This is a genomic window from uncultured Campylobacter sp. (assembly GCF_938030685.1).
Taxonomy (GTDB): domain Bacteria; phylum Campylobacterota; class Campylobacteria; order Campylobacterales; family Campylobacteraceae; genus Campylobacter_B.
Genome location: NZ_CALHHX010000078.1, coordinates 1 through 14,092 on the forward strand (window position 1 = coordinate 1; position 14,092 = coordinate 14,092).

Sequence of the window (14,092 nt, forward strand, 5' to 3'; positions counted from 1 at the left end):
AATTTTACTCGTTGTTTCCCGCGATCGTTTCGATTAGTTTGCGTTTGTTGCGGCGGTTGTAAAGCACCGACGAAAGGAGCGATAGCGCGATGAATAAGATCCCCACGGTGCCGGTTATGATCTCGCTTACTTCAAATTTCAGCTTGGCAAACATTATAAACGCTAAACACGCGATAGCATAGTGCGCGCCGTGCTCCAGATACGCGAAGTGCGACAGCGTGCCGCGGGCGATGAGATATAGCGTGATGGAGCGCACGAACATCGCGCCCGCGCCGAGACCTAGCATGATGATGAAGATATTATCGCTTAGCGCGAATGCGCCGATCACGCCGTCGAAGCTAAAACTCGCGTCCAGGGTTTCTAAATACAAAAAGCCCGCAAGGCCGTTTTTTATGCCGTCCGTGCCGAAAAGGCGGTCGAAGCAGGAGATGAGTAGATAGAGCAGGATCGCGCCGAAATACGCCGCGCCGAGCGTAGCCGAGCCCGTTTTAGCAAGCAGCACGAGCCCTGCGGCTAGAGCGATCAGCGTGGAGGCGTTTGGAATGCGCTTTAAAAATCGCACGAGCCCGTTATTTTCGATTATGCCTAGCCAGTGTAGCTCGCGCTGCGTATCGAAGAAAAAATCGCAAAAGACCATCAGCAAAAACGCGCCGCCGAAAACGTAAATTTGCGCCTCGTTCTCACTTAAAATTTCATGGTAGCGATACGGCTGCTTAAGTGCAAGCACGAGGGTTTCCCAAAGACCCAGATGCGCGCTTGCGGCGACGATTAGCACGGGGAATAAAAATCTCATGCCAAAAACCGCGATCGGAATGCCCCAGAGGATAAATCTGCTCTGCCACACCGGCGCCATATCTTTTAGCACCTTGGCATTGACTACGGCGTTGTCGAAGCTGAGGCTGATTTCAAGTGCGCATAAAAGCGCACAGATATAAGCGGCACCCGCGCCACCGATATAAAACGCGATAGCAAGCGCAATTAGGCTTACCACAAAAGAGGAGTAAAAATATTTCATCGCTGTCCTAGCCGATTTTTTGCGCGATTTTAGCAAAATTTAGCCCTAAATTCTATATAATTGCAAAAATTCCAAAAAAGGCAAAAGATGCTTACCAATCCCGTATTTATCAGTATCTGTGTGATGTGCGCGCTGTGCTTGCTGAGGTGCAACGTAATGCTCGCGATCCTAATCGGCACGATATGCGCCGTGCTCTCAAGCAATATCCCACTGAGCGATGCCATAAATTTATTCATAAACGGCAATCCCGAAAACGCCGGCAGTCTCGGCATGGGCGGAAATTTAGAAACCGCGCTTTCGTATCTGCTGCTAGGCGTCATCGCAAGCGCGATCTCAAAGACCAACTTAACGGCGATCTTGGTGCGTGCAGTGGCAAATTTAATCAGCGACAAAAAATACGTCTTTATCTTTTCGATCGCCTTTTTTGCGTGCTTCTCACAAAATTTAATCCCCGTGCATATCGCCTTTATCCCGATTTTGATCCCGCCGTTAGTCAAGATAATGAACTCGCTAAAGATCGACCGCCGCGCCGTAGCGTGCGCTCTGACGTTCGGCTTGCAGACGCCGTATATGGCGCTGCCGCTGGGATTTGGACTTATCTTTATGGGATTAATCGAAAAAAATATGAACGCAAACGGCATCGCAGTAAGCCTAAGCGACATATCGAGCGTGATGTGGCTAAGCGCCGTGCCGATGCTCGCGGGTCTCATTCTAGCCGTGATCTACTACCGCAAGCCGAGGGAGTATGCCGAAACCACACAGAGCCTAGATGCGCATTTTAGCGAGCTTAAGATGGGTATGCGAGAGTGGGGCGCGTTAGCGGGTATCGCGGTGTGCTTTGCGGTACAAATTTGGATCAAATCCCTTCCATTTGCCGCGCTTAGCGGAATTTTGGTAATGCTTGCTAGCAAAGGTATCGAGTGGAAAAAGCTGGATAATGTATTTGACGAGGGCGTGCATATGATGGGATACATCGCGTTTTTGATGCTGATCGCCGCAGGATACGGCACGATCTTAAAAGAAACCGGCGGCGTGAACGAGCTGGTGCACGTAGCGAGCACTTTAAGCGGCGGCAAGCTAGGCGGCGCGCTGCTGATGATCGGCATCGGACTGCTCGTGACGATGGGTATCGGCTCGAGCTTCGGCACGATCCCTATCATCGCTACGATATACTGTCCGCTAGCCGCGCAGTTGGGCTTTAGCACTGCAGCGACGATCTTTATCATCGGCGTGGCTGCGGGTATCGGCGATGCGGGCTCGCCTGCGAGCGACAGCACGCTCGGACCTACCGTGGGGCTGAATATCGACGGCGAGCATAGCCATATGTGGGATACCTGCGTACCGACCTTTATTTTCTTTAATATCCCGCTAATCATATTCGGCATAATATTTTCGATGATGTTATAGATTGCGGAATTTGCGCGGGTTTTCGCGGACGAAATTTTAGAATTTTAGAATTTTAGAATTTCGTCCGCGTGGCGTTGCCCGTAAATTTATAAATTTACGGACGCAAATATTTTTAAATTTAGCCGCGCGGCTTTGCTTTTAAATTTGCCTGCGCGCTTTTGCCAAAATTTATTTGCGTCGCTCGCACGATGGGCTTGAATTCACCCCTCGCGGCGTGTTGATGAAAATCATTGCTAAAATTTGAAATTTCGCATAAAATTGGCGAAATTTCATAGCAAGGAGCGGTGGTGGAGCAAATTTATCCTTACGTGCAGATCGTCCATCTCATCTGCGCCATTATCTTTTTGGGCTACATATTTTTCGACGTCGTGATTTTTTCGCGGCTTAAAAACGCGCTGGGCGCGGATTTTGAGCGCGTTAAAAAGGCGATCGGCTCGCGCGCGATTAAGATCATGCCGGTTTGCCTTTTTACGCTGATAATCACCGGCGGAATAATGATGAGCCGTTGGGTCGGAAGCGCTAATGGCGGGTATTTCGGCACGCCGCTTCAAAAAATCTTTATGCTAAAAGTCACCCTCGCGCTCATCATCGCCCTGTGCGTAGCGATAAATTTGAGCTGCCGCGCGATGGGGAGGCCCGCGCCTGAGTTTTTGCGAGTAAATATCCACAAGATCGCTTTTGTATTCGGATTCATCATCGTGCTTTGCGCCAAGCTGATGTTTGTAGTATGATTTATGGCGCAAAATTTAGCGCTGGCGGCACACTTTTATCGCGAAATTCTGCAGCGCGGCAAAGATTTAATTTTGCTTGCTTTTGAATTTTGTAGTTTGCTAAAAATTTTAAAATTCCGTTTTGCTGGGCGGGAGTAGAAATTTAAGAATTTTAAATTCCACTATGTCTGCGCTAAAGCGCGAAATTTTAAAATTCCACTCCTTTCTTGTGCTGTTTTGTCAAATGCAACCTGCAAGATTTGATCTCATGAAATTTTAAAATTTCATCGCAAGCTTTAATACGCTCATAAAAATATCTCGCGCAATTCTGCAGCTTTAAAATTTTGCAAAATTTTAAAAATTTTAAATTTTACCGCTAGGACGCGGATAAGAATTCTAAAAGAAGTTCGCGCAAAATCGAAGCAAACAATGAAAAAGCGAATTTATTTGACGATTTTACTTACTATTTAATAATCATTAAAGATATAAAAAGCTAAAATTGCTTTTCGCCCGCGGGCGAATTTAATGTCTGCTTGCCATTCGGGCGGGATTTTGAGGTTTCCCGTAGCCGTGGCAATGGTTTTGAAATTATTTATGAGAAAGGAAAAGGATGAAGAAATTTCTCTTAAGTCTGCTTGTCGCAGCTTTGGCTAGTAGCGCGCTTTGCGCAAGATCGCTCTCCGAGATCAAAAGTAGCGGAGTGCTTAGAATAGGCGTTTATGACGCACAGCCGCCGTTTAGCAAGATAGAAGACGGCGTGCATCAGGGCTTTGAGGTCGATATGGCAAACGCCATCGCTAAAGATATGCTTCCATCGGGCGGAAAGGTGGAGTTTACCTCCGTGCTTGCAAATCAGCGTATAAAATTCCTACAAGAAGATAAGGTGGACGCGGTTATCGCAACTCTTACCGTAACTCCGGAGCGCGAGAAGCAGATCGATTTTACGACCCCGTATTTTAGCGTCAATATAGGCATTTTGACCCGCGTTGAAGATAAGATTAAATCCTTAAATGAATTGCAAGATAAAACTATTTTAGTTCTTAGCGGCGGTACCGCAGAAACATACTTTGAAAAGCAAGGCTATAATATCGCCAGATGCGATAACGCAAACGCTTGCTACAAGGCGCTAAAAGCTGGACAGGGCGACGGGTATGCCGATGATAACCTAGTCGTGCTGGCTTATCCGGTATTAGATAAAAAGGTTGAAGTAAATATCAAGAATTTAGGCACTTCGGATTTCTTAGCCATCGGTGTGAAAAAGGGCAATTCGGAGCTTTTGGATTTTCTAAACGGCGAGCTAATCAAACTAAGCAAAGAGGGCTTTTTCAAAAATTCGTTCGACAATTTCATCGAGCCTTACTACAAAGGAACTGCAGAGAAAAAGTATTTCTTGCTGGACGATCTTTATAGCTTGCTGTAATTTTTAAAAAGGGGGACGCTATGAAAAAGATAATCTTGGCGTTGATGCTGGCTGTGTGCTCGCTTCTTAGCAACACTTTGACTCAAATCAAAGAAAAAGGAGTTATTCGCATCGGTATAGATGGCTCGTCTCCGCCGTTTAGCGTCGTTAAAGACGGCGAATATAGCGGCTTTGAGATACTCTTAATCGAAGGGCTTGTTAAAGAAATTTTCGGTGATAAAGGCAGCAAGATACAATATGTCGTAACGGTAGGTGATGACCGCATAAAAGCGGTGCAGGACAACAGAGTCGATTTAGATATCGCGCTTATCTCGGTTACAAAAGAGCGCGAGAAGCTGGTAGATTTCTCCGATCCATACTTTAGCGTAAATATCGGCGTGCTAACTCGTAGCGACGATAATATCAGAAAGGTCTCCGATCTAAACGGGAAGACTATACTAGCGCAGCCCGGCACTACTGTGTTTGATTACTTTACGAAACAGGGCTATAACGTAGTACCGTGTGCGAGCGCGAATGAATGCTTTAATGACCTAAAATCGGGCAAGGGCGACGGATACGGCGATGATAATCTACTTGTATTTGCTTATGCCGTAGTCGATTACAAGGTTGAGGTAAATATCAAGAATTTAGGCTCGACGGACTTCCTGGCCATCGCGGTGCAAAAGGGCAATACCGAGCTGCTTAACGCGGTAAATGCGGGACTAATTAAGCTAAGTAAAAAGGGTTTTTTTACAAAAATTTTTGATGAGAGTATTGAGCCTTTTTATAAAGGCACCATTGATAAAAAGTATTTCTTGCTGGACGATCTTTACAGCTTGTTTTAATTTAAAGTGGCGATGGATGGAATTCTATTCGCCGGCAAATTTTAGTAAAATTTAAAGGAATTTTATGAAAAAGATTATATTTGCGTTGTTAATCGCTTCGTGTTCGTTATTTGCTAACTCTTTAGCGCAGATCAAAGAAAAAGGGCTCATTCGTATCGGAATAGACGGCTCACTGCCGCCGCTTAGCGTCTCCGAGGACGGCAAATACAGCGGTTTTGAAATTTCGCTTATCGAAGAGCTAGTGAAAGAAATTTTCGGCGATAAGGGCGGCAAAATCGAATATATTGTAACTCTAGGCAACGACCGTATCACAGCCGTGCAAGATAACAAGGTCGATTTGGATATCGCAGCCATCACGGTTACGAAAGAGCGCGAGAAGCTAGTGGATTTTTCAAATCCCTACTTTAGCGTAAATATCGGTGTGCTAACTCGCACCGATGATAATATAAAAACCGTAGACGATTTACAAGATAAAGAAATTTTAGCAGAGCCCGGCACTACGGCTTTTGATTATTTTAATAAGGAAGGCTTTAAGGTTATCTCATGCGCTAGTTCGAGCGAATGCTTCCGCGCATTAAAATCCGGTCGCGGCAGCGGCTATGCGGACGATAATATGGTAGTTTTGGGCTATTCGGTCGTAGATCGCAAGGTAGAGGTAAATATAAAGAATTTAGGCACGACGGACTTTTTAGCTATCGCGGTGCAAAAAGGTAACGACGACTTGCTAAACGCTCTAAACGACGGGCTTGTCAAGCTCAGCAAAAACGGCTTTTTCAAGAAAATTTTTAACGATAGCATAGATCCTTTTTACAAGGGAAAGGCTGAGAAAAAATATTTCTTGCTAGATGATCTTTATAAAATGTTTTAATTCAAAGGACGAAATATGAAAAAAATTCTACTAAGTATTTTGCTGGGTGCTGGCGCGCTTTGCGCTAATTCCCTAGCAGATATCAAGCAAGCAGGCGAAATTCGCATAGGCTTGCAAGATTCCCAGCCTCCGTTTAGCTTCGATGATAACGGCACGCTAAAGGGCTTTGAGGTTGATTTGGCAAATGAGTTAGTCAAAAATCTATTCGGCAATAAAAAGATCAAAATCGACTTTATCGCCGTAGCATCTAAAGATCGCGTCCCCTCATTGGAGCAAAACAAAGTAGATCTCATCATATCCAAGCTTACCGTCACAAAAGACCGCGTTCAGAAAGTTGATTTTTCCTATCCGTATTATTCAGTGCAGATCGGCGTGCTAAGCCGTAAGGACGATAATATTTCAAGAATCGATCAGATCGCGCATAAAAAAATTCTAAGCGTTAAGGGCACAACTGCCGAGGAGCACTTCAAAAACGCGGGCTATGAGATTGCGACATGTGCCGATGCGAATGAGTGTGTTGCCAGACTAAAGGCTGGCGAGGGCATAGGCTTTGCTGACGATAATACCGTAGTGCTAGGATACGCTAGAAACGATGCCGCGCTTGATGCAAAAATCATCAACCTCGGCAAGGTAGATTATATAGCCGTTGCCCTATCTAAGGGCAATACCGAGTTGCTTGATGCGGTTAATAGCAGCCTGGTAAAAATGTATAAAGCGAAATTTTTCCATAAGGCTTTTGACGAGGATATCAAGCCATACTACGGCGGCAAGATCGATAAAAAGCACTTCACGCTTGATGAGGTTTATAGCCTGTTTTAAATTTAGACGTATTTAAAATTTTAAGGCGCCCTTTGGCGTCCAAACATACCCGTAGCTGCGATATTTGATCGCAGCTAGCTTTTACTGCCAAGGCTTCGGCGGCATTTATAATTTAAATTCCGTATTTTTACGGATCCCGGTTGCGATATAAAATTTTATGATGTTTTGATATGCGGTTGTGAAAGGGCGCGGCTTATAAAAGATAGCCGGTCGCAAGAAATTCTAATCCGAGTAGTAAAATTTTATATCCTTTTTCAGTTGCGTCGGCAGTATATTAAATTTAGCCCTAAAAATTTTAGAAAAATGCGATAAATTATTATATCCGACTATTTTGGCGGCTTCGTTTACGCTGATTTGATCTAGACTCAATAGCTCTTTTGCAATTCCAAGCCGCTCATTTGTCAGCATCGCATAAATGGTCGTGCCAAAATATGCTTTAAAATCCCTTTTTAGTGCAAATTCATTCGTGGCACAAAGACGAGCGAGCTCCTTAATGCTAGGTGGGTTTTGCATATTTTCAAGTAATATTTTCTTTGCTTTTTGGACTGTTTTTATGTCATTTTCATCAAGACTAAGCGTATTTTCAGGCTCATTAAATTTATAAAAACTTTTATAAAGCATCTCTAAAATTTTACTTTCCATAAAAATTTCGCGTATTTTGCCGTCGTATATCGTGGCATTTTCGATTTCTTTAAGGATGATATTTTGCACGGCGCTTGTTTTAAATTTCTTCATGCAAACTGCTTGATCTAAATTCAAATTTTTTAAAATTCCTAGTTCATTTGCAAAAGCGGTGCTAAGTGCTATGCATGAGCTTTTATAGTGTTTATTTTCAAGCTCGTGAACGCCACGCAATTTGCTTTGCATAGTTCCGAGCCAAAGCTCGCCCTTATTTAAAATGAATTGATCTTTATCCGATCTGAAGCAGATAGGATTTTCGCCCGTATTGAAAAATAAAAATGAATAGCGGCTACCTCGCTCGTGGCGATGCAAAAGAAAATCTCTGCAAATTATATCGCTGCTATAATATCCTATCTCTCCGCCCGTATAAAAAGAGCTAAAGTTGAATTTTATACTTTCGCTTTCAAGCTCGGTTTTGTTATACCTGCATTGCTTGGACGGCTCAATGTCGTTAGATATTTTTTGCAAAAAATCGTCTAAACTTATCTCCTTGCTCATCTTATCCCTTTAGCGTTTAAAATACTCCCTCTGCCGTTTAGTATTTCTTGATAATGCATATCTTATTATAGTAAAATGAGTTTAAATTTTAATAAGAAAAGGGGCGTTTGTGCGCGCAATATATAAATTATCGCTGATCACTGCTATAGCGACAGCCGGGATATCGAGTGAGATAGAAAAACAAGGCAAAAGCGTAAATTTGGGTGAAATTACCGTAGTCAGTGCTACGGGCTATCGGCAAAATATCCAAGACGCACCCGCTTCTATCTCCGTTCTTACGCAAAAAGAGATACAAAAGCGCAACTACCAAGATATCTCCGCAATGGTAGAGGACTTGCCGAGTGCCTTTACCGCAACACTAGGTGCTGCATCGAGAAAAGGCATAAGCCTAAGAGGCCTATCTCAAAAATATACAAAAATTTTAATCGACGGTAGGCCCGCGACCAGCGATAGCGCTTATAAAGGATTAAGAAGTATTGGTAGCAGTCAGAATTTCTTGCCTCCCGCAAATGCGATAGAGCGTATAGAGGTCGTCCGCGGTCCTATGAGCTCGCTTTACGGCAGCGACGCTATGGGCGGAGTAATAAATATCATCACTAAGGGCTTTTCAAATGAGCTTAGCGGCAATGTAAACGGATACTATACTTTTGCTAAAAAATCGCAAATAAAAGGTGATTATCAAACGGGTTTTTATCTAAACGGAGCTATCGTCCCGGACGTGCTAGGTATCGCACTTTACGGCAGATTTTTTGAAAAGATAGAGGACAAGGAGCCTTATGCGAATAGAAATAATGAAGAGACGAATATGGGCGCAAAACTAATGTATAACGTAACGCAAAACGATGAGGTAGCGCTTGATTATCGTAAAGTAAATAATAAATTTAGGCGTACATACGGGCGTACGCGAACAACCTCGGGAGGCAATAACGATATTGCGAAAGAGGATATGAAAGGCTACACCGCAAGCCTGTCTCATCAGGGAAAATACGATAAGTTTATGTTAGATAGCTATGCAAATTACGATAGCATGAAAGAAAGCGGCGCCCAGGATCTGCGTCTTAGAACGACTACGCTAAATTCTAAAGGCTCATATTTTTTCGATTCAAATGCTCTGAGTTTGGGCGTGCAATACCGAAGCGAGAGATTAAACGAAGCCGCTACTACCGCAGATGAGGCAAATGTCAAAAGATGGGATTATTCGATCTACGGCGAGGATGATTTTTATCTAACTGATGATTTAACGCTAACCGGCGGAATCAGATATAACCGCGATAAGGACTATGGCGGCCATATATCGCCGCGTACTTATGCCGTTTACCGTTTAAACGAAAGCTTTTCTATTAAAGGCGGCGTTTCTACGGGATATTCAACTCCGGATATTAAGCAGCGTAGCGAGGGCCTTGCCCTGCCATTTGCAGGAGGCCAGGGAGCGCAGATAGGCAGAAGCTCTTTAAAGCCTGAAAGCAGCATAAGCTACGAAGGCGGGTTTTCTTACGACGATAACGATAAATTTAACTTTAGCGCTACCGCGTTTTATACCAAAATCAAAGATGGAATTTCTACCAAATTGATTTGCCGTCCAAGACCGGGAAATCCTTGCGTGTATAACGGCAAAACTTACAGGCGCGGTATTTGGGATACTATAAATATCGGGGAAGCCGAGGTTAGGGGTCTAGAGCTAAGTAACGATTATCAAATTTTAGATAATTTGAAGTTGCATGCAAACTATGCCTATACGAAATCCGAGCAAAAAACGGGTAGTGAGAAGGGCAAAACCTTAAATAATTTTCCAATCCATTCGGTAAAGCTAGGATTTGATTACGACGTAAGCTCCAAGCTAAACTTATGGTCGCAAATAAATTATTATAGTAGGACGCGCGATAGCCTAAGCTACGATGAGGATATCCGCTCATACACACTTTTTGATCTGGGCGCGAGCTATAAAGTTACAAAAGACGCAAGTTTAAATTTTACGCTTTATAACATATTCAACGAATTCGTACTAACGCGCTCGGGAAATTATCAAATGATGGTTGTAGATGGGATGAAGGCGCAGGTTGGATTTAACGTGAACTTTTAAATTCGCGGCGCATAAATTTCGTCCGCGGATTTAAAATTTAAGGAAATTAATGGCGATTCTAAAAAGGAAAAAATTTTGGTTCAACGTCCACCTTATTTTGACGCTTATATGCTGTGTGCCGATCTTAATCATAGCCCTTAGCGGCGCTATTATCTCGTATCACGACGAGATTATAGATGCGTTAAATCAAAGCAAATCTTTCGTGAGTCCGAGCGAAAAAGATGCCCTCGAACCCGCCGAAATTTTAAATATTTTCAGAAAAGTCAAGCCCGGTTTTACGCTCAGTTATTATAGAATTCCTCAAAATAAAAATGAGGCGATTAGGCTTTCTGGCACAGATTCTGGCGGCGAGTTTAAATCATATTTTATAGATCCTTATAGCGGCGAAATTACTTCGGAAAATATAGGCGATACGTTTATCGGCGTAATACTAAACCTACATACCAATCTAGGATTTGGGCTAAGCAAAAACGAAACTCTGCGGCTAATAGGCAAAAATATCGTAGCGTTTAGCACAATTATGTTTATTTTAGTCTTAATTTCAGGCGTGGTGATCTATTATCCTAGCTTTAGAGGAAAGATTTTACGCGCATTTAGGATAAATTTTAAAGCGAGAGGTTACACGTTTTTATATAGCTTGCACGGCGCGGTCGGAGTTTTGCTGCTGCCCGTTTTGCTTATGATAAGCGCTAGCGGGCTTTATTGGTCGTATGATTGGATAGCCAAAATCACCAACAGAGCGCTAGGGGAAAAGGAAATTTTTAGAAAAACGAGTTTTACCGAAGTGCGAGGATTTTCGCTTGAGGATGAAGATAAAATTTTAAATTTGCAGACGGTATTTGATATTTTTAAGCGCGAACGTGGTGAAAACTACGAATTCTTCAATATTATCGCCCAAAAAGATGGAGAAAATTTTATGATCTTTTATTTCGATAAAGGCGAAAAGAGCGAAGAGCATATGAATACGATGAGTATAAACGTTAAAAAGGGCATCTTGCGGCATGCTCGCTATGATGATGCGAAAAGCACCATGCCGCGCCCTTTTGCTATACATAAAGCCGTTTTGAGCGTGCATTCGGGCTATATCTTCGGCGAGGCAGGTAAGTTCTTATTTTGCGTAGTGGCGATTTCAGTGTTATTTTTTATAGTTACGGGATTTTGGATGAGCATAAAAAGAATTTATAAGAAAAGATAAATCTACGAATTCAAAGCGGAGAGATAGCTTATCCGCGGCGTAAATTTAAAATTTTATCCGAAGCAGTATCGCTTCTTTTCAGCTAATAAAATTTTATGTGTAGCGCTTTGAAATACTGCGTGCAGAGTCTTTGTGGGCCTTGTGCCGCATCTTGATTTTGTTAAATTTGCTTCGGCGTTTCAACCGCGCTCATTTGCCGCTCATAAAATCCCTAATGTTTTGCGCGATCATCTTTATCAGCCGTTTGCGAGCCTCGACGCTTGCCCATGCGATGTGGGGCGTGATGACGACGTTGCGGCGATTTTTCACGCGCAGCAGCGGATGATCCGCCCTCATCGGCTCTGTTTGCAGCACGTCAAGCGCCGTGCGCAAGCCTCGCTCGTCCACGGCGCGAGCCAGCGCGTCCTCATCCACGATGCCGCCGCGACCAAAATTCATCAAGATCGCCCCCTCTTTCATCTTCGCAAGCTCCGCCTCGCCGATCAATCCGGCCGTTTTTTGATTTAGCGGGGCGTGTATCGAGACGATGTCGCAGGCTCTCAAAAGCGCGTCCAGGCTCACTCTGGCAAACTCGCCGTTGTCGTTCGCGCCGCTAGTGGAGTAGTATCTCACGTTTGCTCCGAACGCAGCGGCGATGCGGGCGATCTTTGCGCCGATCTGTCCAAGCCCGATGACGCCGAATTCTTTGCCGTAAATTTCGCTAATCGGCGCGTCAATGTGAGTAAAAATTTCGCTCTCGCACCATTTGCCGCTGCTGCCGTAATCCGCGTAGTATCCGAGCGCGTTGGTTAGCGCAAACAGCGACGCGAAGGTCTGCTGCACGACGCTTTGCGTCGAATAGCCGGCCACGTTTTTCACCGCGATGCTGCGAGCCTGCGCTGCATGCATGTCGATATTATTCGTGCCCGTGGCGCTTACGCAGATCAGCTTAAGCGTGGTTTGCGCCATGATCTCATCCGTGATTAGGACTTTGTTGGTGATGACGACGTCCGCGCCGGCTAGGCGCTGTGCGGTTTGCGCGGGCTCGGTCATCTCGTAGCTTTCAAACTCGCCCAAGCCTGCGATCTCGCTAAGATCGGCATCGCCTCCAAGCGTCGCGGCATCCAAACATACGATTTTCATATTTCCCCCTTTGCGTTTTAAAATTTAAGCCGCCCGCGCGGCTAAATTTAGTTGTTAAATTCCGTCGCGCGGTCGGATCGCGGCGCTTAAGCGGTAAAATTTAGCCTCGCGAAATTTGGCTATTGCGTAAATTTGCTCTAGTGGAATTTTACTATCGCGAATTTTGCCCTCGCGAAATTTAACTCAGCGGCGCGTGGGGCGTTAAATTTTAAAATTCTAACTCGCGCCGAGGCAAGCGGTAAATTTTACCACCGCCGGAATCCGCGTTAAATTTTAACTCGTATCAAAGCGAGAGATAAATTCCTCTGCAGCTCGCGTTTAAATTTTAAAATTTTAATGTGTGCAAATCTCGCTCCGCACGGAATTTTAACTTGCGCAAATTTAACTTGCGCGAAATTTTATCCGCGCAGAATTTTAGTCGCGCCGCTACGTTAAATTTCGCCGTAGTTTCCTAGCGTTAAATTTTACCGCTGAGCGGCGATAAAATTTACCGCCGTGAGAGCCTTACCGTCAAAGTTACTGCCAAAATACTCCGCCCTAAAATTTCTCAAATTTTATAAAATTCGCCGCGCCGCTACTGCGCGTCCTCGATGTAGTGCCCCACAAATTTTGAAAGATTATTGAGTATCTCGCCGCCTTTGCGGAAGCCCAGCGCGCAGCCTTCATAGGCGAAAAATACCCCCGCTTGGTAGCTCTGGGCGCGCTCGTCTTTGTTTAGCTCGTAAAATTCCTGATACAAAAATTTCTGATTTCCGTATTCGCCGCCGTTTTCCTCTATCTTTCTGCCGTCCGCGTCGAAAATCGCCACGTTCGCCCCCTCGCGCGCCAAAAACGGCTTTTTGATCATCTTTTTGCCGATGATCGGCGAGAAGGAGCTTTGCAGCAGCAGCGGGTGGTTCGGATAGAGATCCCATAGGATTTTCATAATCCCTTTGCTTTGAAAAAGCAGCGTGTACGCGGGGTTTAGAATGATCGCCTTTTGATTTTGCACGATGTTTTTTAGCAGTATCGCAAGCTCGCCCTCCTCGATCGCGATCGCCTCCCAAGGGATCAGCTTAAACCAATACTCGTAGTTTTCGCCGTCAAAAAACACTCCCTCTTCGTCGTTAAATTCCACCTCGTCCACGTAGGCAAAGCGCGTCTTAAAGCCCGCATCCTCCGCGGTCTGCTGCAAAAGCTTCGTCGTCTTTTCGTCCTCGACATTGCCCGCGACGCTGCTAAATAGAATTTTCCATCCCTCATAAAATTTAGAAAAATCCCCAAGCTCGCCGTCAAGCACCACGAGCCGCTTGAAATTATCGCGTAGCGCGTCGTAGAGGTCGTTGAACTGGCTTGCCTCGTCCATGCCATTTTCTTTCAGCATCGCCCACTGGATGATCGCCGTCTCAAACACCGCCGTGGGCGTGTCGGCGTTAAATTCTATCAGCTTGATCGGCTTGCCGTCCAGCCCGCC

The 14,092-nt window shown here is 44.7% G+C and carries 12 protein-coding genes; 8 read left to right on the top strand and 4 right to left on the bottom strand.

All coding sequences use genetic code 11. From position 1 onward, the window contains the following. Positions 1-4: 4 nt before the first annotated feature. Positions 5-1,015 carry a DUF475 domain-containing protein gene (locus tag Q0369_RS03405; RefSeq protein ID WP_298096008.1) on the bottom strand — a complete coding sequence of 337 codons (1,011 nt, stop codon included), beginning with the start codon at positions 1,013-1,015 and terminating at the stop codon, positions 5-7. An 87-nt stretch (positions 1,016-1,102) separates the two neighbouring features. Here Q0369_RS03405 and Q0369_RS03410 point away from each other — a divergent pair, with 87 nt between their 5' ends. The 6 genes from Q0369_RS03410 (at position 1,103) to Q0369_RS03435 (ending at position 7,063) form a co-directional block, all read left to right on the top strand. Continuing rightward, positions 1,103-2,422: a Na+/H+ antiporter NhaC family protein gene (locus Q0369_RS03410; protein ID WP_298096011.1), complete on the top strand. Its 1,320-nt coding sequence runs from the start codon at positions 1,103-1,105 to the stop codon at positions 2,420-2,422. A gap of 287 nt (positions 2,423-2,709) precedes the next feature. Next, on the top strand, positions 2,710-3,153 hold the full coding sequence (locus tag Q0369_RS03415) for a copper resistance protein CopD (RefSeq protein ID WP_298096013.1): 444 nt from the start codon (positions 2,710-2,712) through the stop codon (positions 3,151-3,153). Positions 3,154-3,742: 589 nt separating this feature from the next. Beyond that, a complete protein-coding gene (locus tag Q0369_RS03420) occupies positions 3,743-4,552 on the top strand; it encodes a transporter substrate-binding domain-containing protein (protein WP_295150425.1) in 810 nt (269 codons plus the stop codon). 20 nt (positions 4,553-4,572) lie between these two features. Further along, a complete protein-coding gene (locus Q0369_RS03425) occupies positions 4,573-5,376 on the top strand; it encodes a transporter substrate-binding domain-containing protein (RefSeq protein ID WP_298096017.1) in 804 nt (267 codons plus the stop codon). Between the two features lie 64 nt (positions 5,377-5,440). Continuing rightward, positions 5,441-6,244, top strand: a complete 804-nt coding sequence (locus Q0369_RS03430; RefSeq protein ID WP_298096020.1) for a transporter substrate-binding domain-containing protein — start codon at positions 5,441-5,443, stop codon at positions 6,242-6,244. Positions 6,245-6,259: 15 nt separating this feature from the next. Next, positions 6,260-7,063, top strand: coding sequence for a transporter substrate-binding domain-containing protein (locus Q0369_RS03435; protein WP_297988179.1), 804 nt, complete (start codon positions 6,260-6,262; stop codon positions 7,061-7,063). A 222-nt stretch (positions 7,064-7,285) separates the two neighbouring features. Here the strand turns inward: Q0369_RS03435 and Q0369_RS03440 are convergent, their stop codons facing one another. Then, positions 7,286-8,242 carry an AraC family transcriptional regulator gene (locus Q0369_RS03440; RefSeq protein ID WP_298096025.1) on the bottom strand — a complete coding sequence of 319 codons (957 nt, stop codon included), beginning with the start codon at positions 8,240-8,242 and terminating at the stop codon, positions 7,286-7,288. A gap of 109 nt (positions 8,243-8,351) precedes the next feature. Here Q0369_RS03440 and Q0369_RS03445 point away from each other — a divergent pair, with 109 nt between their 5' ends. Continuing rightward, positions 8,352-10,322, top strand: coding sequence for a TonB-dependent receptor (locus Q0369_RS03445; protein ID WP_298096028.1), 1,971 nt, complete (start codon positions 8,352-8,354; stop codon positions 10,320-10,322). A 49-nt stretch (positions 10,323-10,371) separates the two neighbouring features. Further along, positions 10,372-11,517: a PepSY domain-containing protein gene (locus tag Q0369_RS03450; protein ID WP_298096031.1), complete on the top strand. Its 1,146-nt coding sequence runs from the start codon at positions 10,372-10,374 to the stop codon at positions 11,515-11,517. A 189-nt stretch (positions 11,518-11,706) separates the two neighbouring features. Here the strand turns inward: Q0369_RS03450 and Q0369_RS03455 are convergent, their stop codons facing one another. Both Q0369_RS03455 and Q0369_RS03460 read right to left on the bottom strand, forming a co-directional pair. Continuing rightward, the gene (locus tag Q0369_RS03455) at positions 11,707-12,639 is read right to left on the bottom strand and encodes a D-2-hydroxyacid dehydrogenase (protein ID WP_298096034.1); all 933 of its coding nucleotides are present in this window, start codon (positions 12,637-12,639) and stop codon (positions 11,707-11,709) included. A gap of 574 nt (positions 12,640-13,213) precedes the next feature. Then, on the bottom strand, positions 13,214-14,092 hold an 879-nt coding region (locus Q0369_RS03460), incomplete at its 5' end, for a glutathionylspermidine synthase family protein (protein ID WP_298096037.1).